24 protein-coding genes and 1 pseudogene are annotated in these 23,352 nt (G+C 49.7%); 13 read left to right on the forward strand and 12 right to left on the reverse strand.

Annotation, left to right across the window (positions count from 1 at the left end; translation table 11 throughout):
• Nucleotides 1-361 precede the first annotated feature (361 nt).
• Nucleotides 362-724, forward strand: coding sequence for a YidB family protein (locus VK958_RS04170; protein WP_325239276.1), 363 nt, complete (start codon nt 362-364; stop codon nt 722-724).
• 35 nt (nt 725-759) lie between these two features.
• On the opposite strand, the gene pyrE is transcribed toward VK958_RS04170, so the two are convergent.
• A complete protein-coding gene (pyrE, locus tag VK958_RS04175) occupies nt 760-1,407 on the reverse strand; it encodes an orotate phosphoribosyltransferase (RefSeq protein ID WP_325239247.1) in 648 nt (215 codons plus the stop codon).
• Between the two features lie 26 nt (nt 1,408-1,433).
• Here pyrE and VK958_RS04180 point away from each other — a divergent pair, with 26 nt between their 5' ends.
• Nucleotides 1,434-2,207, forward strand: coding sequence for an exodeoxyribonuclease III (locus VK958_RS04180; protein WP_325239249.1), 774 nt, complete (start codon nt 1,434-1,436; stop codon nt 2,205-2,207).
• 799 nt (nt 2,208-3,006) lie between these two features.
• Here VK958_RS04180 and VK958_RS04185 read toward each other — a convergent pair.
• The 10 genes from VK958_RS04185 to rpe all read right to left on the reverse strand — a co-directional run bounded on the left by VK958_RS04185 (nt 3,007) and on the right by rpe (nt 10,494).
• Nucleotides 3,007-3,213 (reverse strand): hypothetical protein, encoded by a 207-nt coding sequence (locus VK958_RS04185; protein ID WP_325239251.1) that lies wholly within the window; start codon nt 3,211-3,213, stop codon nt 3,007-3,009.
• A gap of 75 nt (nt 3,214-3,288) precedes the next feature.
• Nucleotides 3,289-3,429, reverse strand: coding sequence for a hypothetical protein (locus VK958_RS04190; protein WP_325239253.1), 141 nt, complete (start codon nt 3,427-3,429; stop codon nt 3,289-3,291).
• A 2-nt stretch (nt 3,430-3,431) separates the two neighbouring features.
• On the reverse strand, nt 3,432-4,427 hold the full coding sequence (hemB, locus tag VK958_RS04195; protein ID WP_325239277.1) for a porphobilinogen synthase: 996 nt from the start codon (nt 4,425-4,427) through the stop codon (nt 3,432-3,434).
• Between the two features lie 74 nt (nt 4,428-4,501).
• Nucleotides 4,502-5,290, reverse strand: coding sequence for an indole-3-glycerol phosphate synthase TrpC (trpC, locus tag VK958_RS04200; protein WP_325239254.1), 789 nt, complete (start codon nt 5,288-5,290; stop codon nt 4,502-4,504).
• The gene (locus VK958_RS04205) at nt 5,283-5,783 is read right to left on the reverse strand and encodes a DUF3465 domain-containing protein (RefSeq protein ID WP_325239255.1); all 501 of its coding nucleotides are present in this window, start codon (nt 5,781-5,783) and stop codon (nt 5,283-5,285) included. The genes trpC and VK958_RS04205 overlap by 8 nt, the downstream gene beginning before the upstream one ends.
• Nucleotides 5,783-6,805: an anthranilate phosphoribosyltransferase gene (trpD, locus tag VK958_RS04210; protein WP_325239256.1), complete on the reverse strand. Its 1,023-nt coding sequence runs from the start codon at nt 6,803-6,805 to the stop codon at nt 5,783-5,785. The genes VK958_RS04205 and trpD overlap by 1 nt, the downstream gene beginning before the upstream one ends.
• Nucleotides 6,805-7,371 (reverse strand): aminodeoxychorismate/anthranilate synthase component II, encoded by a 567-nt coding sequence (locus VK958_RS04215; RefSeq protein WP_325239257.1) that lies wholly within the window; start codon nt 7,369-7,371, stop codon nt 6,805-6,807. Before VK958_RS04215 ends, trpD begins: the two co-directional genes overlap by 1 nt.
• 1 nt (nt 7,372) lies before the next feature.
• Nucleotides 7,373-8,881, reverse strand: coding sequence for an anthranilate synthase component I (gene trpE / locus VK958_RS04220; protein ID WP_325239258.1), 1,509 nt, complete (start codon nt 8,879-8,881; stop codon nt 7,373-7,375).
• 194 nt (nt 8,882-9,075) lie between these two features.
• Nucleotides 9,076-9,765 (reverse strand): phosphoglycolate phosphatase, encoded by a 690-nt coding sequence (locus tag VK958_RS04225; RefSeq protein WP_325239260.1) that lies wholly within the window; start codon nt 9,763-9,765, stop codon nt 9,076-9,078.
• A gap of 21 nt (nt 9,766-9,786) precedes the next feature.
• Nucleotides 9,787-10,494: a ribulose-phosphate 3-epimerase gene (rpe, locus tag VK958_RS04230; RefSeq protein WP_325239261.1), complete on the reverse strand. Its 708-nt coding sequence runs from the start codon at nt 10,492-10,494 to the stop codon at nt 9,787-9,789.
• Nucleotides 10,495-10,901: 407 nt separating this feature from the next.
• Here rpe and hemA point away from each other — a divergent pair, with 407 nt between their 5' ends.
• The 8 genes from hemA to VK958_RS04270 all read left to right on the forward strand — a co-directional run bounded on the left by hemA (nt 10,902) and on the right by VK958_RS04270 (nt 18,682).
• On the forward strand, nt 10,902-12,161 hold the full coding sequence (gene hemA / locus VK958_RS04235) for a glutamyl-tRNA reductase (protein ID WP_325239263.1): 1,260 nt from the start codon (nt 10,902-10,904) through the stop codon (nt 12,159-12,161).
• A 66-nt stretch (nt 12,162-12,227) separates the two neighbouring features.
• Complete coding sequence (gene prfA, locus VK958_RS04240) at nt 12,228-13,310, forward strand: peptide chain release factor 1 (protein ID WP_325239264.1); 1,083 nt, start codon at nt 12,228-12,230, stop codon at nt 13,308-13,310.
• A 4-nt stretch (nt 13,311-13,314) separates the two neighbouring features.
• On the forward strand, nt 13,315-14,166 hold the full coding sequence (locus tag VK958_RS04245; RefSeq protein WP_325239265.1) for a DNA alkylation repair protein: 852 nt from the start codon (nt 13,315-13,317) through the stop codon (nt 14,164-14,166).
• A gap of 2 nt (nt 14,167-14,168) precedes the next feature.
• Entirely contained in the window at nt 14,169-15,017 is an 849-nt protein-coding gene (gene prmC, locus VK958_RS04250; RefSeq protein WP_325239267.1) for a peptide chain release factor N(5)-glutamine methyltransferase, read from the forward strand.
• Between the two features lie 89 nt (nt 15,018-15,106).
• A complete protein-coding gene (locus VK958_RS04255) occupies nt 15,107-15,904 on the forward strand; it encodes a TIGR01458 family HAD-type hydrolase (protein ID WP_325239268.1) in 798 nt (265 codons plus the stop codon).
• A gap of 67 nt (nt 15,905-15,971) precedes the next feature.
• Nucleotides 15,972-17,099, forward strand: coding sequence for a homoserine O-succinyltransferase MetX (metX, locus tag VK958_RS04260; RefSeq protein WP_325239269.1), 1,128 nt, complete (start codon nt 15,972-15,974; stop codon nt 17,097-17,099).
• A complete protein-coding gene (metW, locus tag VK958_RS04265; protein WP_325239270.1) occupies nt 17,096-17,704 on the forward strand; it encodes a methionine biosynthesis protein MetW in 609 nt (202 codons plus the stop codon). Before metX ends, metW begins: the two co-directional genes overlap by 4 nt.
• Nucleotides 17,705-17,995: 291 nt before the next feature.
• Nucleotides 17,996-18,682 (forward strand): PEP-CTERM sorting domain-containing protein, encoded by a 687-nt coding sequence (locus VK958_RS04270; RefSeq protein WP_325239271.1) that lies wholly within the window; start codon nt 17,996-17,998, stop codon nt 18,680-18,682.
• Between the two features lie 60 nt (nt 18,683-18,742).
• On the opposite strand, the gene VK958_RS04275 is transcribed toward VK958_RS04270, so the two are convergent.
• Nucleotides 18,743-20,629: a sigma-54-dependent Fis family transcriptional regulator gene (locus VK958_RS04275; RefSeq protein ID WP_325239273.1), complete on the reverse strand. Its 1,887-nt coding sequence runs from the start codon at nt 20,627-20,629 to the stop codon at nt 18,743-18,745.
• Nucleotides 20,630-20,900: 271 nt separating this feature from the next.
• Between VK958_RS04275 and VK958_RS04280 the strand changes: the two genes are divergently transcribed.
• The 3 genes and pseudogenes from VK958_RS04280 to VK958_RS04290 form a co-directional block, all read left to right on the forward strand.
• Nucleotides 20,901-22,769 (forward strand): methanol/ethanol family PQQ-dependent dehydrogenase, encoded by a 1,869-nt coding sequence (locus tag VK958_RS04280; protein ID WP_325239274.1) that lies wholly within the window; start codon nt 20,901-20,903, stop codon nt 22,767-22,769.
• Nucleotides 22,770-22,792: 23 nt separating this feature from the next.
• Nucleotides 22,793-23,113 (forward strand): c-type cytochrome, encoded by a 321-nt coding sequence (locus VK958_RS04285; RefSeq protein ID WP_414683841.1) that lies wholly within the window; start codon nt 22,793-22,795, stop codon nt 23,111-23,113.
• Nucleotides 23,114-23,227: 114 nt separating this feature from the next.
• Nucleotides 23,228-23,352, forward strand: a pseudogene (locus VK958_RS04290) (AmpG family muropeptide MFS transporter); the annotation flags it as partial.

A 23,352-nucleotide genomic window follows, 5' to 3' on the forward strand; every position in this document is an offset into this window, starting at 1 on the left:
TATTGCTTCATCGGCGTGGTTTTAACCGGGCCCCTATCTGACGCGCCGAGTAGCGCAGGCGAAATAAGGAGGAAGGGAGCGACTGTTCGAATCCCGCAGTAGCTCACGTTTTGTGTGAGCTACCAGGTTGAGTTTCGTGACCGCTTATTTTGGCGAGCAACGCAGGAAGCAAGCGGAAGCTAGGGTGCCCTTTACTTTGGTGACTTTGCTTTGGGCAAGCAAAGGAAAGCCACTCGCCTAGAGGCGAAACAGTACGTTACTAACATTCTGCATAGTAAAAATAATCTGCTAATAAGCAAAAATAAAATTAATTATCTAGGAGCAACAATTGGGATTATTCGATAACTTAGCCAATAACGTGATGAACAAAGTTATGGGCGACAAAGCACCCATGGCAAAAATGGCAATGGAGCTATTTCAGCAATACGGTGGCTTGCCAGGTATTTTACAAACATTGAAAGATGGTGGCTTGGCTGAGCAAGTCGATTCCTGGGTAGGCACTGGCGCTAATTTAAATGTCTCTGCGCAGCAAATTGGCGTAGCATTAGGCACTAGCGTATTAACCGGCATAGCCACCAAACTGGATATGAGTAATGAAGAGCTTACCGCCAAAATTGCGGAATATATTCCGGATGTCGTGGACCAACTGACGCCAAACGGTGCGGTGGAGAATAACCCGGCACTCATCATGTCCAGATTAATGGGGATGCTTAAACAAAAATAGCGAGCTGGATGCCCGCTATTTCAATACGGCAAAGATTACACGATGCAGTATTGCGCCCTGTATTGCTGTATCGCGGGGAAATACTGCGCCAAATCGTCATTGCCTTGCAAGTAAGCGAATAAATCAGCCAGTTTCGCAATGCTCACCACCGGCATCTGGTTGGTTTGTTCTACTTCCTGTACGGCCGATAATTCGCCGAGGCCTTTTTCCTGCCTGTCTAATGCAATGCTGACACCACATGGAATTGCGCCTGCCTGGCGGATCATTTCTACGGATTCACGGATAGAAGTCCCCGCCGAGATCACATCATCAATGATCAAAACGCGGCCTTTGAGTGGCGCACCCACCAGCGTACCGCCTTCGCCATGGTCTTTGGCTTCCTTACGGTTATACGCATAGGGGTAATTTTTCCCCATACGTGCAAATGCAATGCTGATCGCAGCTACTAGCGGAATCCCTTTATAGGCGGGGCCAAACAGCATGTCGAATTGCAAGCCAGACTGTAGAATACTGTGTGCGTAAAATTCGCCCAGTTTGAGCAGGCTTTCCCCATCATCAAACAGGCCGGCATTAAAAAAATAAGGGCTTAACCGTCCGGCTTTGGTTTTGAATTCGCCAAAACGTAACACCTGTTTCTGGATGGAAAAAGCAATAAAATCGGCACTGAGTGTGTTTGCAGTCATTTGAGAAAAACAGAAAGATTTAAACAATGCGTATTATAACCTTGAACCTGAATGGCATACGGTCGGCCTGCAACAAAGGCTTTCTGCCTTGGCTGGCAGCTAGTCAGAGCGATATCGTCTGTTTGCAGGAACTCAAAGCCCAAGCGGCGGATATGCAACCGGAAATGCTGCAACCGCCCGGTTATCACGGCTACTTTCACTACGCCGAAAAAAAGGGCTATAGCGGCGTCGGCATCTACAGTAAACAACCGGCCGATAAAGTGATTATCGGCTTGGGACACGCACATATCGACGCTGAAGGTCGTTACCTGGAATGCCAGTATGGGAATTTGAGCGTGGTGTCTTTATACCTGCCTAGTGGCTCCAGCGGTGAAGAGCGTCAGCAATTCAAGTTTCAAGTGCTGGCCTTATTCTTGCCGCATCTGGAGCAACTGATTGCCGGTGGCCGCGAGGTGGTCATTTGTGGTGACTGGAATATCGCGCACCAGGAGATTGACCTTAAAAATTACAAAGGCAATCGAAAAAACTCCGGCTTCTTGCCTGAAGAGCGCGCGTGGATGACTGATATTCTGGGGCGTGTCGGCTGGGTAGATGTATACCGCACTTTACACCCGGAAACTACCGATGAGTGTTATACCTGGTGGAGTAACCGTGGCCAGGCATGGGCAAAAAATGTCGGCTGGCGGATTGATTATCAGCTTGCTACGCAAGGGTTGGCGAAGCGGGCGACGGCCGTGAGTGTGTATAAAGCAGAACGCTTCAGTGACCATGCGCCGCTGATTGTGGATTATCAGGACTAAGTTTGGTTTTTTTTAGGCGGCTTATGCGAAATCTGCTGCGTGCTCCAACAGGTCGCCATTCCGGCGTTGGGTGGAATCCAGGCAAGGTTAATACTTAGCTTGGTCACAATTAAGAGCAAGTGTCGCACTTGCTTAAGGTTTTAATAGGTATTCCTTTGGATATGCACCATTCTTTTTCGCCCTTAGGCGAGTAACTTTTCTTTGCTTGCCCAAAGAATAAGTAACCAAAAGAAAAGGCACCCTAGCTTCCGCTTGTTTCCTGCGTTGCTCGTCAACGCGGGCGTCCAACGAAACTCGCCCTAGCGGCTTGCAAAGAACGCAAGCCACCGCGGAACTCAAACAGACGCTGGCCGACAACTCCCACGCTGAGTGCGCTACTCGGCGCGTCAGATAGGGGCCCATAAAAAGCACACGCTTTCACTTGGATGTATCTCTTCACATTGCATCCCGCTCAATCATCGTGGCAAAAAATAAACAACAGAATAATTTGTTGGGTTTTAGTCTTGGAAATCAAAAGGCACTTAGCGCCCTCTGTCCATTACTTCTCTCTGCTGTGTCATCGTGGTGGGTTTCAACGGGCCCCTATCTGACGCGCCGAGTAGCGCAGGCAAAATAAGGAAGAAGGGAGCGACTGTCTGAATCCCGCGGTGGCCTGCGTTTTGTGCAGGCCGCTAGGATGAGTTTCGTGACCGCTTATTTTGGTGAGCAACGCAGGAAATAAGCGGAAGCTAGGGTGTCTTGTTCTTTGCCTTCTTTCTTATGGACAAGCATAAGAAAGAGGGTCGCCTAGAGGCGAAATCTATTTTTTAAAATTTCCAGAAGAGCGTAGATGAACAATGAATGTTTCCAAATCATCTGGTGGATAAATTCCAACATCCTTACGAACTAAAAACAGGAGATGACTTAATAATTTGTCATGTTCGTCTAAATCTAGACTTTTATTAATCGTTGTTGCTTCAACAAAAGTATATAGCGCGGCAAGTACTGACTGCGGTGCAAACAGCATCAGATTATTAATGGCTTTTGAATATTCTTTTTGATTTTGCTCAGTAGATTCCCCATTTACTACTCCACTTAAGCATTAAACAAAAGTCTTGTAATAAGCCAACTTTTCTCTACGCCACTCAGCTTCGCGCTCTTTTTGCTTAGTAAACCAATAGGTGGCCGCTGCGATAAACAAGCCACCCACAATGGTAAGAAACTGAGCAATAATCGGATTCATGGTTATGCTGTGAGCCACTTAGCGATATCCATCGCATAATAAGTCAATACCCCATCCGCCCCTGCACGCTTAAACCCCAGCATCGCTTCCAGCACACAAGCCTTCTCATCCAGCCAGCCATTCTGTGCTGCGGCTTTCAACATCGCATACTCACCGCTTACATGATAAGCATACGTCGGTACGCCAAACTCTTCTTTCACGCGGCGCACAATATCAAGGTATGGCATGCCCGGCTTAACCATGACCATATCAGCACCTTCTTCAAGGTCCAGCGCTACTTCTTTCAATGCTTCATCGGAATTGGCAGGGTCCATCTGGTAATTGTATTTATTGCTTTTGCCCAAGTTGCCCGCCGAGCCTACCGCGTCACGGAAAGGGCCATAAAAAGCGGAGGCATATTTAGCAGAATAAGCCAGGATGCGGGTATAGATATAGCCTTCCTCTTCAAGTGCATCACGGATGGCACCAATGCGGCCATCCATCATGTCGGAAGGCGCGACGATGTCAGCACCTGCTTCGGCATGGCATAGTGCCTGTTTTACCAATACTTCTACCGTTTCGTCATTTAGCACATAGCCGGTGTCGTCAATCAGGCCATCCTGCCCATGCGTGGTGTAAGGGTCCAAGGCGACGTCAGTGATAATGCCAAGTTCAGGGAATGCCTTTTTCAATGCGCGCACGGTGCGCGGCACCAGGCCTTCAGGGTTATAAGCTTCTTTGGCATCCAGGCTTTTGAAGGTTTGTGGGACTACCGGGAATAGGGCCAGAGCCGGAATACCCAGCTTCACACATTCTTCAGCGGTTTTCAGCAAGCCGTCTATGCTTTGGCGATGCACGCCAGGCATGGATTTCACTTCCTCAATTTTGCCTTCGCCTTCGAGGACAAATACCGGGTAAATTAAATCATTAACGGTCAGGACATTTTCACGCATCAGGCGGCGCGAAAAATCGTCTTTACGCATACGGCGTGGGCGGATAGCTAGAAATTGGCTCAAAATTATCTCCTGTTTGTCCGGCTGAAATGTGCCAGGCAGTAGGGTTAAAAGCAGTACGGGCAGTTAGCCGATATGGATTAGGCAAATACTTTGGCGAGTTCGGCACCAGGATTTTCCTGACGCATAAATGCTTCGCCAACCAGAAAAGTATGCACGGCGTTATCCCGCATCAATTTGACATCGTCAGCAGTGAAGATTCCGCTTTCGGTCACCACAATTTTGTCACTGGAAATCTTGCCCAACAAACCCAAAGTGGTGTCCAGCGTGACTTCAAATGTACGCAGGTTACGGTTATTAATGCCCAATAATGGTGTGGTTAGCTGGATAGCTTGTGTCAGTTCTTCACCATTGTGCACTTCGACCAGCACTGCCATACCCAGGCTATGCGCGACACTTTCCAGTTGCTGCATTTGTGCCAGCGTTAACGCGGCGGCAATCAGCAAAATACAATCTGCACCCATCGCACGCGCTTCGTAGACCTGATAAGCATCTACCATAAAGTCTTTGCGCAACACTGGCAAATTGCAGGCAGCACGTGCCTGTTTCAGATAGTCTGCTGAACCTTGAAAATATTGCTCATCTGTTAGTACAGATAAACACGCAGCTCCGCCTTGCTCATAGCTGGCAGCGATCTCGGCAGGTTGGAAGTCTTCGCGGATCACGCCTTTGGAAGGACTGGCTTTCTTGATCTCGGCAATGACGGCAGCCTTGCCTGCGACAATTTTGTGACGAATCGCGCCAACAAAGTCACGCGCTGGTGGTTGTTTTATAGCCAACGCTTGCACCTCGGCCAATGGTAGTTTGGCTTGCGCAGCAGAAATTTCTTCAGCTTTGGTTGCCAGGATTTTATTTAAGATATCACTCATAAGTTTGTCCGTTTACTTTAATCCAACCACCCTTGATACCGCTTGGGTCATGATGCGTCCAATGCATAATGCCGCCCTTGGGGTTGTAAATATATTCACCTTTAAACTGTATCCGATCGCCTACATTTAACTCAATGCGCGGTGCCAGATCAATGTTATGCGCAAACAACAGGGTTTGCTCAGGCGAAATAGTGACCAGAAAACGCTGGTGTTTGTCGCCCTTGGCATCGTCCGGCAACAACTTTTTCACAACGCCTCTACCTTGCAGCCAGAGATGACTTTGTTTTTGTACAAAAGCCTGCTTGACTGCTGAATTGTCTTCAGTTGCCAGCCCGGAAGACAGCGATTGCAGGTTTAACGCTTGTACCTGCGATTTAACTTCAACGGTTGATTGCGGTTGCTTGTTTGAACCATGGTCGCTTGCGCTTTGCTGTGACGTTTGCTGGCAAGCTGCCAATAAACATAACATCGCAATCAGCGAATAATGCTTCATCAGACTTGGCTCAGTGCCTTTAACTGCTGCAATTTGTTTAATGCTTTACCAGAGTCGATCGATACTGCCGCTTGCGCAATCCCTGACGGTAAATCATTCGCGAGGCCAGAAACATAAATGGCGGCGCCTGCATTTAACAATACGATATCGCGTGCCGGCCCTTTTTCCCCGGACAGCAAACCAAGAATAATCTCGCTGGAATGCTGCGCGCTTTCAACACGTATGCTGTTGATATCATGCAATGGCATGCCAAACTGGGCAGGATTCAATGTGTACTCGTTGACTTTGCCATCTTTCAATTCGGCTACATACGTGTCGGCAGAAAAAGAGATTTCATCCATTTCATCGGCACTATGCACGACCATCACATGTTCGCTACCCAATGTTTGCAAGGTTTGCGCGAGCAAAGGCACCAAATCACGGTGGAACACACCCATTACCTGGCGTTTTGCTCCGGCAGGGTTGGTCATCGGGCCTAGTAAATTAAACATGGTACGCACGCCAAGCTCACGCCTTACTGGGGCTGCATATTTCATTGCCGAATGATGGTTGGGCGCAAACATAAAACCGATGCCGGCTTCGTTCACACAACGTACCACTTGCTCAGGCGTTAGGGCAATATTGACACCGAGTGCTTCCAGCACATCGGCAGAACCACTTTTTGAAGAAGCTGCCCGGCCGCCATGCTTGGCGATTTTTGCGCCTGCACCTGCGGCGACAAAGGCTGATGCCGTTGAAACGTTAAATACTTTGTTTGGTGCGCCGCCAGTACCACAGGTATCAATCAAGTGACGGGTATCGCTGATATCCACTTTGCTGGAAAGCTCGCGCATCATTTGCGCAGCCGCAGCGATTTCGGTTACGGTTTCGCCCTTCACGCGCAAGGCAGACAAGAAACCGGCTATCTGGATCTGGGTGAACTCCCCGCTCATGATCTGGCGCATGATCTCCAGCATCTCTTCATGCGTGAAATCGGTGTGGTCTATCAGCCGCTGTATTGCAATTTTAGGCGTGATGGCCATCAATAGCCTTTCAGGAAATTATCCAGCAATGCATGCCCGTGCTCAGTCAGGATCGACTCCGGGTGGAATTGCACGCCTTCGATAGCCAGGGTTTTGTGCTTAACACCCATGATCTCGCCATCTTCAGTCCATGCCGTGATCTCCAGGCAATCCGGGATGGTTTCACGCTCAATCACCAGCGAATGGTAACGCGTTGCGGTATAGGGATTAGGCAGGTTTTTGAACACACCGACGTTAGTATGGTGGATCAACGAAGTTTTACCGTGCATCAGGGTTTTGGCTTTGATGATATTGCCGCCAAATGCCTGGCCTATGCTCTGGTGACCCAGGCACACGCCCAGCAAAGGAATCTTGCCGGCAAATTCGTGAATCAATGGCACGGAAATCCCTGCCTCATTTGGCGTACATGGGCCTGGGGAAATCACGATTTTTTCCGGCTTCATCGCTTTGATTTGTTCCAGCGTGATTTCATCGTTACGGTACACATGGACGTCTTGCCCCAACTCGCCCAGATATTGCACCAGGTTATAGGTAAAAGAGTCGTAGTTATCGATCATTAACAACATATCAGGCTCCTTTTCCTGCATTTAACTGGGCTTCGCTGTCTAAACCGGCCTGCACCAACTCGGCAGCGCGAATCACTGCTTTGGCTTTGTTCTGGGTTTCATCCCACTCATTTTGCGGAATCGAATCTGCCACGATGCCGGCACCGGCTTGTACGTAAAGTTTTTTATCTTTAATCACAGCCGTACGGATGGCAATCGCCACATCCATATCGCCATTGAACCCAAGATAACCCACCGCACCAGCGTAAATGCCACGCTTGGTTGGCTCCAGCTCTTCAATGATTTCCATGGCTCTAACTTTAGGCGCGCCAGAAACCGTACCAGCCGTAAACGTGGCTTTCAGCACATCAATCGCATCCAGCCCAGGCTTGAGCTGGCCTTCAACATTGCTGACGATATGCATCACGTGTGAATAACGTTCTATGGTCATATTGTCGGTGACCTTCACTGTCCCCGTGAGAGCGACACGGCCAACATCGTTACGGCCCAGATCCATTAATTGCACATGCTCGGCACGCTCTTTCGGGTCTGCCAGCAACTCGGCTTCCAGCGCCAGGTCATGATCGCGGTTTTTGCCACGGGGCCGGGTACCCGCAATCGGGCGCGAAGTCACGGTGGTGTTATCCAGCCGCACCAGGATCTCCGGTGAAGCACCGACGACATGATGGTCGCCCATGTCGTAATAGAACATATATGGGGATGGATTGAGGCTGCGCAATGCGCGGTAAAGGCTCAATGGCGAAGCGTCAAAATCTTGCGACATGCGCTGGCTGAGTACCACCTGCATAATGTCGCCCTCCAGGATATATTGCTGGGCGGTTTTCACGGCTGCTTTAAAGTTGTCTTCGCCAAACTCAGATAAGGCCTGGGTTTTACTGGTAGGCAGCGCTGCAGGGATTTCAACCTGTGTGCGTAGTTTTGCCAGCAAGGCCTGCATACGGTCACGCGCGTTCTCGTAAGCATTTGGCTGTGCCGGATCAGCGTAGACAATAAAATAGAGTTTGCTGGACAGGTTATCGACGACCGCGATTTCTTCGGAGACCATTAACAAAATATCCGGCGTACCGATCACATCCGGTTTTTTCTGTTTGCCTAAACGCTTTTCAATATATTGAATCGTCTCATAACCAAAATAACCAGCTAGGCCACCGGTAAAGCGCGGCAAGCCTTCATACGGCGGTGTGTTAAAACGCGCCTGGTAGGTTTTGATAAAATCGAGTGGGTTTTGGTCAGTATGCGACTCAATGACTGCGTCGTTTTGGATCACCTGCAATTGCTGATCACGTACTTCAATACGGGTAGTGGCAGGCAGGCCGATAATCGAATAGCGGCCAAAGCGCTCGCCGCCTTGTACGCTTTCCAGCAGGTAAGAATAAGGTTGATTGGCCAGCTTGAGATACAGCGACAGCGGTGTATCGAGATCGGCAAAGGTTTCCATCACCAGCGGGATTCGGTTGTAGCCTTGCGCCGCCAGCGCGTCAAATTCGGTCTTGCTTAAGGTGCTTAACATGATGCTTTTTTCCAATTGAATTCGTTGAGTGTGTCGTGTGAAACCGCGCGACAGATTCAGTGTAGATAGCGTGCACGACTTTTTAGGGTCAGCCGCGTGCGGGCTGGTTTAGCCTCGCCACGAACGCCGCCAGCTTGAAACTGGCCAACTGGAATAATGAGCACAAAACATCATGATATTTAAATAGGTTTTTATTATCCCCGCTTTAAGAGAGCGGGTAACTCCAACAAGCCCACCACATCGGTGAGCTGCTGCACTGTGGCATCCACGGTCGCCACATCAATTTCGCGCCCCTGATTATACCCATAAGGCACGGTGACCACAAAGCATCCTGCAGCTTGAGCGGCCTGGACATCGGTTTCCGAGTCGCCTATCAATACTGCTTCAGCGGGCAACACGCCTAGTTTTTGGCAAATATGCAACAGTGGCAACGGGTCAGGTTTCTTCTTGGCTAAGGTATCGCCTGAAACGACAATTTTAAAGAAATCAGATAATCCTGCTTTTTCAAGCAAAGGAAGGGTGAATTTTTCAGGTTTGTTGGTGACGCAGGCGAGAGGATAGCCATCTGCTTTTAGTTGCTGCAATGTAGACATCACGCCGGGAAACGGCTTGCTGTCAGTCGCATTGTTCGCATAAAAACCATGATACAAAGGCTGTGCCTGTGCAAATAATTCAGCTTCAGGCTCGTCATGCAAATTGCCGGTAAGGCATCGCTTGATGAGGTTTTGCACGCCTTCGCCAATGTAGGTGCTGATCTGCGCCTGCGGCAGCATGGGTTTGCCTAATGCCACCAGCATACGGTTGGCGGCTTCGGCGATTTGCGGTGCGGTATCAAGCAGCGTGCCGTCAAGATCGAACATCACCAGCTTGACTTGAAACCGCATCACAACAGGCTTTTGAGGGAATTAAACGCTAGCTAAAGAGGCACGCATCGCCGCTACAACGGTGTCGTAACGGTTAGGGTCGGTGTCTTTAGGAGAACCAAAAATCGCGCTACCTGCAACAAAGGTATCCGCACCGGCTCTGGCGATGTCAGCGATATTGTTCGCATTCACGCCACCGTCTACTTCCAGCCAGATCTGACGACCGGTTTTCTCGTAGTAAGCATCAATACGAGCACGCGCTTCTTTTAATTTATTCAGTGTTTCCGGAATAAATTTCTGGCCGCCGAAACCTGGGTTTACAGACATCAGCAAAATCATGTCGACTTTGTCCATCACGTAATCCAGGTAATGCAATGGCGTTGCCGGATTGAATACCAGGCCGGATTTACAGCCACTGTCACGTACCAAAGCCAGGCTGCGGTCAATGTGGTCAGAGGCTTCCGGGTGGAAAGTAATGATGTCAGCGCCAGCTTTGGCAAAGTCAGGAATAATGCGGTCAACCGGTTTTACCATCAGGTGCACGTCGATCAGGGCGCCAGCATTATGTGACAACTCACGAATCGCATCGCACACCAGCGGTCCAATGGTCAGGTTAGGTACATAATGGTTGTCCATCACGTCAAAGTGAACGATGTCGGTGCCGGATTTGATCACGTTTTCAATTTCTTCACCTAATTTGGCAAAGTTGGCAGAAAGAATACTTGGGGCAATGCGAAATGTTTTGTCCATGCTGGTGTTCCGTATCTGAAGTTCAATGAATAAATCTAAGAAAACACATAATCAGCAGCTACGAGGGAAAATTGCTGTGTTGCGCGGCTTTTCTGGATAGAGCTTCGTAATCAAGCCGTACCATATGTACTGTCTTGCTTCCTGCGTTCCGTGCGCCTTGCACTTTATCCCGCTCGCTCGCTTATTCCGAGTTTTCTGAGGAATTTTTATTGTAAAACCAATATTTTAACGCCATTCCGGGTCAAATTGTTATTCTGGAGCCAAATTGACAGGATTCTTGCTTGCTTAACGCTAATGTAAGAAAATGTCGGCACCTTCGATCCAGGCACCATTCAAATCAACCATGAACGACTTGCATGCGTTAGTTTATCTATCTCTTTGCCTGCTCTCAAAGGTAAAATAGCGCCATGCAACTGTTTACCATTGGTGTAAACCACACCACCGCTCCTATCGCTATCCGCGAAAACGTTGCGTTCAACAACGATAACCTGCCGCATGCGCTGGAGGACCTGACCCGTCACAACGTGTCTGAGGTCGCCATTCTTTCCACCTGCAACCGCACCGAAATCTATGTGCAGTCTATCCGGCCGGAGATAGTGATTGACTGGCTGGCCAACTATCACAGGCTGGAAGCCCAGCAATTGATGCCTTACACCTATACCTTAAGCAGCCACGAAGCGGTCAAGCATGCTTTCCGTGTGGCCAGCGGCCTGGATAGCATGGTGTTGGGCGAAGCGCAAATCCTTGGGCAGTTCAAGCAATCGGTGAAAATCGCCCAGGATGTTGGTACTTTGGGCACCATGTTGCACAAATTGTTCCAGCGTACATTCGAAGTCGCCAAAGAAGTACGTACCAATACGGACATTGGCGGCAGCTCGATTTCGATGGCAGCCGCTGCCGTCAAGCTGGCACAACGGATTTTTGGTGACTTGAGCGCACAGAGCGTGTTGTTTATTGGCGCGGGTGAAATGATTGAGCTGTGTGCCGACCATTTCGCCGCACAAAAACCGAAAAAAATCACCGTCGCTAACCGCACACTGGAGCGCGGCGAACAACTTGCAGACAAAATCCGCAGCCAGGGTTTGAATATGCAGGCCATTTTGCTGAATGACCTGCCTGAACGCTTTCACGAGTTTGATATTGTGATCACCAGTACAGCCAGCCAGTTACCACTGGTCGGATTAGGCATGGTGGAGCGCGCGATCAAGATGCGTAAACACCGTCCGATGTTTATGGTTGATTTGGCAGTACCACGCGATATTGAGCCTGAAGTCTCAGCGTTAGACGATGTGTTTTTATACACGGTAGATGACTTGGCGCAAGTCGTCTCGGAAGGCATAGGTAATCGCCAGGAAGCGGCAGTGAATGCCGAGCTGATCGTCAACGCACGGGTAGAGCACTTTATGCAGTGGCTCAAGCAGCGCGAAGCAGTGCCCACAATTAAAGCCCTGCGTGACCAGGCAGATACGGTGCGGCAAGCCGAACTAGAAAAGGCGCTCAAGCTGCTGCAAAAAGGTGAATCCCCGGAAAAAGCGCTGGAACAACTCAGCAATGCATTGACCAATAAGTTTTTACATGGCCCCAGTCATGTGCTCAACAATACCCAGGGCGATGCACATGCGCATATCGAGCACCTGGTGAAACAACTTTTCCAGTTAAAAGATTAATTTAATTGTGTATGACCAAAGCTGGCGGAAGACATTGCCACCAGTATTGAATTTTAGGCAAACAAGATGAAACCAAGTATGTTGCAAAAGCTCGCCAACTTAAGCGAGCGCCTCGAAGAAATCAACCGCCTGCTCAGTAGCGAAGGCGTGACTGACAATATGGATAATTACCGCAAAATCATGCAGGAGCATACGGAAATCACGCCTATTGTTGAGCAGTACCATATTTATGTGCAAACCGAATCCGACCTGAAAGAAGCGCATGCCATGCTCTCTGACCCGGAAATGAAAGAGTTTGCACAAGAAGAGATCGAAAGCGGCAAAAAACGTCTGGAAGAAGTCGAGCTGGCATTGCAAAAACTGTTACTGCCCAAAGACCCCAACGACGATAAAAGCATTTTCCTCGAAGTGCGTGCCGGCACCGGTGGTGATGAATCCGGCCTGTTTGCCGGGGACTTGTTCCGCATGTACTCCCGCTATGCCGACCGCCAGGGCTGGAAAGTGGAAATTGTCTCCGCCAACGAAGGTGAAGTAGGCGGCTACAAAGAAATCATCGCCAAAATCAATGGCTATGGTGCTTATTCAAAACTCAAATTCGAGTCTGGCGGGCATCGGGTACAACGTGTGCCGGATACTGAAACACAAGGCCGTATCCATACTTCAGCCTGTACGGTGGCGATCCTGCCAGAAGTGGAAGAAGTCGGTGATGTGGAAATCAACCCGGCGGATATTCGCATCGATACCTTCCGCGCCAGTGGTGCGGGTGGCCAGCACATCAACAAAACCGATTCTGCGGTGCGGATCACCCATGCCCCCACTGGTATCGTGGTGGAATGCCAGGATGGCCGTAGCCAGCATGCCAACAAAGCGCAAGCGATGCAGGTATTAGCGGCACGTATCAAAGCCAAACAAGTGGATGAACAACAAAGCAAGATCGCCTCAGAACGCCGTAACCTGATTGGCTCCGGTGACCGCTCTGAGCGCATCCGTACCTACAATTACCCGCAAGGCCGTATCACCGACCACCGTATCAACCTGACTTTGTACAAGATCGAAGCGATTACTGAAGGCGATATGGACGAGTTGATAGGCGCGCTTTCTAACGAGTATCAGGCTGATTTGCTGGCAAGTCTGGGTGAAGAAGGCTAAACACTTGACGCACAGTTTTCGTCTTCCGGCAGCACCCCGCAGCATCCAAAAAGACCAGCCGATCAAATTCATTCTGGATAGTGAAGCCATCGATTGCCTGGCACATAATATTGCGCTGGTGCATGCAGGGTTTGATGAGCTACTATTTAAGAAGTTAGCGCTTACTAACATTGAATCCCTTGGTTTTATGGACCGCTCATCACATATTGCTGTTGCGTTGAAAGCTACCCTGCCAGCCAAATTTTCACAGGCAGCTGAAGTATTGATCAATACGCTTACCCCGCCGAATGTGAATACTGAACGTCTGGGATTAAGCGTATTTTTTTATCTTCCGCATACTCGCTTCATCGCAGAGTATGGTCGCGACCATACGTATAATGCAGGTGAGGATCCTTTCGATATTGCCATGCGTGCGCAGTATGAATTAACCCGCCGTTTTACCGCCGAATTCTCCATCCGCGCATTTTTGATTCACGATTTTGACCGCACGCTCAATCAGCTGAAGCAGTGGCTGGATGACCCGGATCCACACGTTCGCCGCTTATGTTCGGAAGGCACCCGCTCCCGTTTACCTTGGGGGACGCGCATCCCGCAATTGATCAAAGACCCGACACCTACGTTGCCTATTCTTGATGCGTTGAAGAGCGATCCCAGCCTTTATGTGCGGCGCAGCGTAGCCAACCATGTGGGAGATATTGCCAAAGATCATCCAGAAGTTGCTTTTGACCTGTGTGACCGCTGGTTAAGTCACGCCGATAAAGAATTGAAGTGGGTCATCCGCCATTCGGTTCGCCATCCGGCCAGGCAAGGAAATGCCACCGCGATTGCCCTGCGTAAAGCAGCTGGAGGCAGGTAAGCATGATGCAAATCGTGCAACAGTTGTTGCAGACCGCCCGGCAGCAGCTGGCGCAAGCCGGTGCACCAGCAGAGGCAAGTATGGAGGCTCAACTATTGCTCATGCATGTGCTGGGCGTAAATCGTGCGTGGTTGCTGGCCCATGCCACCGATGCAGTGTCTGCGCAAAATGCGCTGGACTTCAACCAGTTAATTCAACGCCGTGTCAATGGGGAGCCGATCGCCTATATTCTCGGTTATCGCGAATTCTTCGGCCTCAAACTCAAAGTCACCCCTGACACGCTCATTCCACGTCCTGATACTGAAACCCTGGTTGAAGCCGCGCTGCAAAAAATCGCCAAACCCATGCAGATACTGGATCTGGGAACCGGTACTGGCGCTATTGCCCTGGCACTTGCAAAACACGCACCGGATTCGCAAGTCACAGCGGTGGATGCTTCACAAGCCGCATTAGCGGTGGCTGAAGCCAACATGCATGGTCTGCAATTAGCGAATGTGACCTTGCTGCACAGCCACTGGTTTTCACGATTGGATAATCAGGTATTCGACCTGATTGTCAGCAACCCGCCCTATATTGAATCCAGCAATCAGCATTTGACCCAGGGCGATTTACGTTTTGAGCCGTTGTCTGCACTCGCTGCCGGGGTGGATGGCCTGGCGGATATCCAGCACATCATCGCGGAGGCGCCTGGCTATTTAAATAACGGTGGCTGGCTGATAGTGGAGCATGGCTATAATCAGGCTGAAGCGGTTCAAAAACTCTACCAGGCAGCTGGATTCCAGCATACGCAAACCGTGTGCGATTTAGGGGGTAATCCCAGGGTCACGCTGGCGCAATGGCTGGCAATTTGAGCCGCTGGTAAACAACTTTAAAGTCATTACCCAGTGCGCATGATTCTTGCTGCAGCAGGTCTATATCCTTGCAGCAAGAAAGGCCGTCTATGTTTAATTTCAGTGCAATAAAAGCCGTCCTGTTTGATCTCGATGGTGTCTTGTATATTGGTGATCAATTGATTCCAGGGGCGTTAGCTGCCGTCTCGCAATTGCGCAAGGCCGGAATTGCGGTGCGCTTTGTCACCAACACCAGTACGCTATCGCTCGATTCCTTACAGCAAAAACTCAATCGGCTTGGCTTCAATACAGTGCCTGAAGAAATCATGAGTGCACCACAAGCGACCATCCAGCATCTGAAAAAACAGCCCAACCCGGTGTGTAAATTGTTACTGGCCGAGGATGTCAAAAAAGATTTTTCCTGTTTCGACCAATCTGAAACCGCGGCCAATTATGTAGTAGTTGGCGATATTGGTGATGGCTGGTCTTATGCATTGTTGAATGAAGTGTTTCATTGCCTGGTGAATGGTGCGCAGCTGATTGCCATTCATAAAAACCGTTTCTGGCAAACCGAAACCGGGTTGCAAATGGACATAGGCGCATTTGTGACCGGCCTGGAATATGCCAGCAATACCAAAGCCATGCTCATGGGTAAACCTTCGCGCCATTTTTTCAATATTGTGGTGGATGCGCTACGACTGAAACCTTCTGAGGTAATGATGGTGGGAGATGATATCGATGCGGATGTGGGTGGCGCCCAGGACGCAGGCTTGCATGGGATTTTGGTGAAAACCGGCAAATACCGGGAAACCTACACACGCCTCTCTGCCGTCAATCCAGATGCAGTGATCAATTCGGTAGCCGACTTGCCGGCGTTGCTCGGATGCCTGTCAGTCGCGCCGCAATAAAAGCCCACAATAAAAGCATAGACACGCTGACTCGCCGTTTACACATGCCACATAGTATAATCGCGGCATGTCTGAATCGAACTCCGTTGGTATTGTTAAAGCGCAAGTGGCGCATTTCAACAAGCCACTCACCTTGCAAAGTGGTGCCGTATTGCCACAATACCATCTCGCTTACGAAACCTACGGCGAACTCAATGCGACCAAATCGAATGCGGTGCTAATCTGCCACGCATTATCGGGCAATCACCATGTCGCAGGCCGCTATTCTGAAGAAGACAAATACCCGGGCTGGTGGGATAACCTGATTGGCCCAGACAGGCCACTGGATACCAATAAATTTTTCGTGATTGGCCTGAACAACCTCGGTGGCTGTCATGGCAGTAGCGGTCCATCTAGCGTTGATCCGCTGACTGACAGGCCTTACAGCGCAACTTTTCCGGTAGTGACGGTGGAAGATTGGGTCGAGTCGCAGGCGCGCCTGCTGGATTACCTGGGTATAGAACAATTGGCCGCAGTCATCGGGGGTAGCCTGGGCGGCATGCAGGCCCTGCAATGGAATATTGCTTACCCGGAGCGTGTGCGGCATGCGTTTGTGATCGCCTCTGCCCCTAACCTCACCGCGCAAAATATGGCTTTCAATGAAGTTGCGCGTCAAGCCATTATTACCGACCCTGAATTTTACGAAGGTGATTATTACAATCATGGCACCGTGCCACGCCGTGGTTTGCGCATCGCACGTATGCTGGGCCATATCACCTATCTTTCTGACGATGTGATGGGCGAAAAATTTGGCCGCAAATTACGTCATGGCGAACTCAAATATAGTTTCGATGTTGAGTTTGAAATGGAATCTTATTTGCGCTATCAAGGTGACAAATTTGCTGGCGAGTTTGATGCCAATACTTATTTGCGCATGACACGTGCGCTGGATTATTTTGATCCGGCTAAGGCCTTTGAGGGCGGCTTAACCCAAGCGCTCAGCCGGGCAAAAGCAAAATTTATCGTGATTTCATTTACGACGGACTGGCGATTTTCACCTGCCCGTTCGCGGGAAATCGTGCAGGCATTACTCGACAATGCGTTGCCGGTTAAATACGCTGAGGTCACTTCAGACCATGGTCATGACGCATTCTTGATGCCGGATCCACATTATCACAACATCATGCGTGCTTATTTAGAGCAGGTTAAAGTATGAGTAATGCAAATATTACAAATATTCGCCCAGACTTTGCGTTAATTACAAATTGGGTGCGTTCAAAAACCAAAGTGCTGGATCTGGGTTGCGGCGATGGCACTCTCCTGACGCATTTGCATGAAACGCTGGAGACTACCGGTTATGGTATTGAGAAAGACGACACCAACTGGCTGGAAGCACTCAAGAATGGTGTAGATGTGATCCAGATGAACCTGGAAGATGGGTTATCCGGTTTTGAAGACCAGTCATTTGACACCGTGATTTTGTCACAAACTTTGCAAGCCATGCACAACACCGAGACGATTGTGGAGGAAATGTTGCGTGTAGGTCGCGAAGCCATTGTGACTTTCCCCAATTTTGGCTATTGGCGCAATCGGCTACAAATTGCTACGGGCAATATGCCAGTATCAAAAAGCTTGCCTTACCAATGGTTTGACACGCCCAATGTGCACTTATGCACGATTCATGATTTCGATCAGTTTTGCACTGATCATCGCATCCAGGTGATTGAGCGTAAAGTAATTACCGATGGCGAAGATGTGCATGTATTACCTAACCTGATGGGTAATCTGGCCATGTACCGGCTGAAAAGCGCTGGTAGCTGACACCCTTGCGGGCTGAGTTTTATTTGAAGCACCTCTGATGTTAAGCCATTCAAGGCTTAAACACGGCATTTACCGTTGAATTCAATCGTATTTTTATCTAAGGATTAACTTCTAAAAAAACAACAAGCGTTGACATATGATTCATTTAAGTCATAATGATAATAATTCCCATTATCATTATGACTGTGGGAATACATGGTGAAGACGTTTGTGAGTAACGCGGCCAGTTAAAAAATTCTGGCACTTATTAAAGATGCCAGTCATTAATAATTACTCAAAGGAAGTTAGTAAATGAAAGCCAAATATCTAAACATCGTTATCGGTGCAAGTCTGTTCGCAATCGCTGGTCTGGCACAAGCGAACACCACTTACAGCAGTTTTATAGACGTTGCAAACTCTGTATCTTTTGACGGCTGGAACCAGCTAAATCGTAACCGGGTGGATGATAACGGCGTTGCGAATCCATTGACCGCTGCCCAACTGGCCACAGGTACCGCAGGGAATGTTGCGGGTTCAGGCGATGCTTTGCTGACCCAGATTTCCGGTAGCTACTATCCAGCCGGTTTTGGTTTATATGGTGATGGCAACCTGACCTTCACTGATAACACGGTTTCAAACAAAATCGGCGCATTGGTGTTCCAGGGCATCGTGAATGACTTCAATGCCTCATTCGGTGGTGAGGCGTATACCATTACGCTGAGCTACAACGGCGGTAGCCAGGCGATTGCCGGCGCATTGGTAAACTTTGGGAATACCGGTACTGTGGATGACTATTACCGCTACTCCTGGGATCTGAGCGGTGTTTCTACACCCATCACTTCTTACACTTTGAGTTTCAGCGCGGGTTTCTCTCAAGCACTGGCTTTCCAGGTGGACCAGGTGGCATCAGCGTCCGCCGTTCCTGAGGCTGATAGCTATGCCATGATGCTGTTGGGTCTTGGTGTGATGGGTTTTGTAGCGCGTCGTCGCAGCAATTAAGCTCAAAATATAAAGCCATGAAAAAAGCCCCGGTTGTTGCCGGGGCTTTTTATTGACTGATCAAGCCAAGTGTAATGCTTTCAAACGACGATAAAGTGTATTCCTGCTCATACCAAGCTGGCGTGCAACGGCGGAAACATTTCCAGTATGCTGCTGCATAGCTGAACGTATCACCTCATCAGATTGCGCCTTTAAAGTTAATGCAGGACGCACGGCGTGGTGACTGATGGCGGCATCTTCAAGCTCATCCATAAAGTCCTGCGTCAAATGCATCAAATCTATGACCCCGCCATCAGCCAATGCCAGCGCAGTGCGCAACACATTATGCAATTGCCGCACATTGCCAGGCCATGGGTGACGGGCAAACAAAGCCATGACTTCTGCACTGATTTCACTTTCTGGTGACTGCTCAACCTGCAAGATTAAACTGATCAGGCGCTGTAAATCCTGTCGCTGGCGTAACGCCGGCAATTGCACTGCCAGCCCATTAATGCGGTAGTACAAATCACTGCGGAATTCCCCAGCAGCGACTTTATCTTTCAGTTTCTGGTTGGTCGCGCTGATCAGCATGAAGTTAACCGGAATCGACTTGCTGGAGCCCAGCGGTGTCACGCAGCGCTCTTGCAGCACGCGTAACAAACGCGCCTGCAGCGACAAGGGCATATCGCCAATTTCATCCAGGAACAGCGTGCCGCCATCAGCCTGCTGGATTTTGCCTGAATTACCTTTGCGCTTGGCACCGGTGTAAGCACCTTCTTCATAACCAAACAATTCGGCTTCGATCAGGCCTTCCGGCAAGGCAGCGCAATTCACCGCGATAAAAGGTTGGTCGCGTCGTGCGCTGGCATCATGAATCGCGCGTGAAAATAATTCTTTTCCGGCACCCGTTTCACCTAATACCAGCATGGGAATATCGCGATTCAATACTTGTTTGACTTGGGTGATGGCCAGTTTAAGCTGCGTGTCGCCAGTATCGAGCATTTCCAGGCTGGCCGCAGATTCGCGTGGTTGGAATACGGCTGGGCGTGAAAGTGTGCTGGTTTGAAATGAAGCACGTGCAAACAGTCGGGCGCCATTCTGTAATTGCATGGGGAATAATAAATCACCACCCTGGCAGCGTTGTTTGAATGTCACCCACGATTCATCGAATACATCACTGAATTGCACCCGCCGCTTAGCCAGCACATCTTCATCCAGTGGCAAGCCGAACTGGAATTGTCCGCTACGATTGATGGCACGCAATTGGCCCTCATGATCAAATAACGCCAGGCCTTCCCATAGCGTACCGATAAATTCTGATCGCGCATGAAAATGCACACCTATCTCACCTTGGGCAGTGGCATGAAACAAACGGTTTTCCACCATTTGGGCTGCCATTTTCACCAGTGCCAGCGTGTGTTGCTGTGGCTGGTTCAAATCATTGGATACATCTAATGTCGCAACCAGCTGGTTATTGGCCGCAAAGATCGGAACTGCCGAGCAACTGAGTGAGTGGTGATAGGCCATAAAGTGCTCGGCACCCTGCACACTGATGGGTGCACGCTCAACCAGGGCTGTGCCTATGGCATTTGTCCCGCGATGCTCTTCACTCCAGGATGCCCCCGGCAGCAGAGAAGCACGAATGTCGCCCTGCTCCACACCTTCACCCATGGTGCGCAAAATCACGCCTTCATTGTCGGTAAGAATGACCAGGCTACGCGTATGTGCAATCTGCCCGCTTAAGGTCACCATTTCAGGCTCGGCATGCGTGAGCAATAAACGATTTTTCTCCAGCCGTTGGGTCAACTCTTGTGCGGTGATGATCTGGTCATGCGCAGGCGCCTGCTCATCCACGCCTTTGACCATGCAACGCCGCCATGAGCGTTCAATGGCTTCGGCTATGGCCAGTTGATCGTCGCGCATGACTGGCAACGATGTGTGCGTAGAGGCGGGAGAAAACTTGGACATCACTACTTGAACACCTGTATCACGTGATTGAACAACTGTATCAGTTTGGCACAATCACTGAACAGTTTTCACCGTTTCAGGATGCATGACCATTGCTGGTACCTAAAAATAACCTTTTGATTTTAATTCATTTTTTTTATTACCTCAAATAAAACTCATGCCTGGCACAGGCGTTGCAATCAATGGTCTGCGAGTAACAAAAGAAGCATTTGTTTACTGGCGTGCAAATCACTTATTCCAGCTTCAAACACACCATTTTTTGGAGGTATGTATGCAACACCAAATCAAGCTTGCCATCACTGCAATGATGCTGGGCAGCCTAAGCGCCAGCGCATGGGCCACGACAGAGCTGGAGACTTTAATGAAGGACGACAACCAATGGGCCATAGCGCGTAAAGATTACGCCAACCAGGGTTACAGCAAATTGTCGCAAATCAATAAAGGCAATATTAAAAACCTTAAATACGCGTGGTCATTCGCGACTGGCGTTAACCGTGGTCATGAAGGCGCCCCGCTGGTGATTGGTAATACCATGTTTATCCATACCGCATTCCCGAACAACGTGTATGCGCTGGACCTGGACGATAACCAGAAAATTCGCTGGTCTTACTTTCCTAAACAGGATCCGGATGTGCAGTCTGTGCTGTGCTGTGATAACGTGAACAAAGGCCTCGGTTATGGTGATGGCAAGATTTTCCTGCAACAGAACAATGGTGTGCTGGTCGCGCTAGATGCGAAAACCGGGGCGAAATTGTGGGACGTAAAAGTCAACGACCCGAAAACAGGCGCGGCCAATACCAATGTCCCTCACATATTTAAAGACAAAGTAGTCACTGGCTGTTCTGGCGGCGAGTTTGGCGTACGTTGCCATATCTCTGCCTACAACATCAAAGACGGCAGCCTGTTGTGGAAAGCCTACAGCACTGGCCCGGACAGCGAAATGCTGATCGGCAAAGACTTTAATAAAGAGAATCCGCATTACAGCGCCTTGTCGGTTTACCAGGATGTGAATGGTGGCAATAAAGAAGGCGGTTCTTTCAAGCCGCTGGATAAATCGCAACTGAAATATCCTGAAGCTGACCTTGGTGTACGCACCTGGCATAAACCGCAGCAGCAGAAAGACGGATGGCAGAATGGTGGCGGCCCGACTTGGGGCTGGTACTCATACGACCCGAAACTGAACCTGATGTATTACGGTACCGGCAACCCTGGCACCTGGAACCCGGATGTGCGTCCTGGCGACAACAAATGGTCAATGACGATTTTTGCGCGTGACCTGGACACCGGCATGGCGCGCTGGGCCTACCAGATGACCCCGCACGACGAGTGGGATTATGACGGCATGAATGAAATCATTTTGTGGGAAGCCAACGGCAAACAACTGGCTTCGCACTTTGACCGTAACGGCTTTGGCTATACCTTTGACCGCACCAACGGCAGCTTGCTGGTAGCAGAAAAAATGCATCCATTTGTTAACTGGGCCAGCAAGATCGACCTGAAAACCGGTATTCCAGTGAAAGATGCCAAATATTCCACACACCAGGATTACAACGCCAAAGGCATTTGTCCATCGGCACTGGGTGTGAAAGACGAACAACCAGCCGCATACTCGCCGAAGAACAAAATGTTTTACGTGCCACTGAACCATGTGTGCATGACCTATGAGCCGGTTGAATCGAAATACGTAGCTGGCCAGCCTTGGGTAGGGGCGACCTTGACCATGTTTGCAGGGCCTGACGGCGTGATGGGCGGCTTTATGGCCTGGGATGCGCTCAAAGGTAAATCACAGTGGTACAACAAAGAGAAGTTCTCTGCCTGGGGTGGTGCGCTGGTGACTGCTTCCGACCTCGTGTTCTACGGTACGCTAGACCGTTGGGTAAAAGCACTGGATGCGAAAACCGGTAAAGAACTGTGGAAGTTCCAGGTGGGTTCCGGGGTGGTTGGCAATGTGATCACCTATGGTCACAAAGGCAAGCAATATGTGGGCGTATTGTCAGGGATTGGTGGCTGGGCCGGGGTGGCGATGAACCTTGGCCTGACGAATGAAACCGATGGTTTGGGGGCTGCCGGTGGCTACAAAGAGCTGACCAAGTACAATGCGGCACCGGGTGGTGGCGCCATGAACGTGTTCAGTCTGTAATATATTTTTCAAGGAACGACTCTATGCATTTATTCATTAAAAGTCTGGCAGTGGCTACCTTGTTGGGGATGACAGCTTCTGTCATGGCAGGTAGTAATGCTGAAGCACTGGCACAAAAAAGTAATTGTTTGATGTGCCACAGTGTAGATAAAAAGATTCTGGGCCCTGCTTATAAAGATGTTGCCGCCAAATACAAAGGCGACAAATCTGCCGAAGCCAAATTGATCCAGAAAGTAAAAGCCGGTGGTAGCGGCGCATGGGGTGATATGCCTATGCCGCCGAACAGCCCGCAAGTGAAGGATGAAGACATTAAAACTCTGGTCCAGTGGATATTAAGTTTGTAAGATTTTTAACGAAGCATCGTTACACCGTTTGATCTCCGAGTGTGCCAACCCGCAAGGGTTGGCTTTTTTTTGCCCGACGAATGCCTGCCAGAAAAAAGCGATTACAATGCGGACATGACCATCGCAGAAACACTGTTCACCCGCCGCATGCTGATGTGTGTGGCCCTTGGCTTCAGCTCCGGCTTACCTCTTTACCTTTTACTGCAGTTATTACCAGCCTGGCTACGCAGTGAAGGGCT

The organism is Methylophilus sp., from assembly GCF_035460085.1.
Classification (GTDB): Bacteria; Pseudomonadota; Gammaproteobacteria; order Burkholderiales; family Methylophilaceae; genus Methylophilus.

Excerpts from the sequence above, each read along its gene's own strand:
- VK958_RS04170 (WP_325239276.1), top strand. The coding sequence starts at position 362 with ATGAACAAAGTTATGGGCGACAAAGCACCCATGGCAAAAATGGCAATG.
- pyrE (WP_325239247.1), bottom strand. The coding sequence starts at position 1,407 with ATGACTGCAAACACACTCAGTGCCGATTTTATTGCTTTTTCCATCCAG.
- VK958_RS04180 (WP_325239249.1), top strand. The coding sequence starts at position 1,434 with ATGCGTATTATAACCTTGAACCTGAATGGCATACGGTCGGCCTGCAAC.
- VK958_RS04185 (WP_325239251.1), bottom strand. The coding sequence starts at position 3,213 with ATGCTGTTTGCACCGCAGTCAGTACTTGCCGCGCTATATACTTTTGTT.
- VK958_RS04190 (WP_325239253.1), bottom strand. The coding sequence starts at position 3,429 with ATGAATCCGATTATTGCTCAGTTTCTTACCATTGTGGGTGGCTTGTTT.
- trpC (WP_325239254.1), bottom strand. The coding sequence starts at position 5,290 with ATGAGTGATATCTTAAATAAAATCCTGGCAACCAAAGCTGAAGAAATT.
- VK958_RS04205 (WP_325239255.1), bottom strand. The coding sequence starts at position 5,783 with ATGAAGCATTATTCGCTGATTGCGATGTTATGTTTATTGGCAGCTTGC.
- trpD (WP_325239256.1), bottom strand. The coding sequence starts at position 6,805 with ATGGCCATCACGCCTAAAATTGCAATACAGCGGCTGATAGACCACACC.
- VK958_RS04215 (WP_325239257.1), bottom strand. The coding sequence starts at position 7,371 with ATGTTGTTAATGATCGATAACTACGACTCTTTTACCTATAACCTGGTG.
- trpE (WP_325239258.1), bottom strand. The coding sequence starts at position 8,881 with ATGTTAAGCACCTTAAGCAAGACCGAATTTGACGCGCTGGCGGCGCAA.
- VK958_RS04225 (WP_325239260.1), bottom strand. The coding sequence starts at position 9,765 with ATGCGGTTTCAAGTCAAGCTGGTGATGTTCGATCTTGACGGCACGCTG.
- rpe (WP_325239261.1), bottom strand. The coding sequence starts at position 10,494 with ATGGACAAAACATTTCGCATTGCCCCAAGTATTCTTTCTGCCAACTTT.
- hemA (WP_325239263.1), top strand. The coding sequence starts at position 10,902 with ATGCAACTGTTTACCATTGGTGTAAACCACACCACCGCTCCTATCGCT.
- prfA (WP_325239264.1), top strand. The coding sequence starts at position 12,228 with ATGAAACCAAGTATGTTGCAAAAGCTCGCCAACTTAAGCGAGCGCCTC.
- prmC (WP_325239267.1), top strand. The coding sequence starts at position 14,169 with ATGATGCAAATCGTGCAACAGTTGTTGCAGACCGCCCGGCAGCAGCTG.
- VK958_RS04255 (WP_325239268.1), top strand. The coding sequence starts at position 15,107 with ATGTTTAATTTCAGTGCAATAAAAGCCGTCCTGTTTGATCTCGATGGT.
- metX (WP_325239269.1), top strand. The coding sequence starts at position 15,972 with ATGTCTGAATCGAACTCCGTTGGTATTGTTAAAGCGCAAGTGGCGCAT.
- metW (WP_325239270.1), top strand. The coding sequence starts at position 17,096 with ATGAGTAATGCAAATATTACAAATATTCGCCCAGACTTTGCGTTAATT.
- VK958_RS04270 (WP_325239271.1), top strand. The coding sequence starts at position 17,996 with ATGAAAGCCAAATATCTAAACATCGTTATCGGTGCAAGTCTGTTCGCA.
- VK958_RS04275 (WP_325239273.1), bottom strand. The coding sequence starts at position 20,629 with ATGTCCAAGTTTTCTCCCGCCTCTACGCACACATCGTTGCCAGTCATG.
- VK958_RS04280 (WP_325239274.1), top strand. The coding sequence starts at position 20,901 with ATGCAACACCAAATCAAGCTTGCCATCACTGCAATGATGCTGGGCAGC.
- VK958_RS04285 (WP_414683841.1), top strand. The coding sequence starts at position 22,793 with ATGCATTTATTCATTAAAAGTCTGGCAGTGGCTACCTTGTTGGGGATG.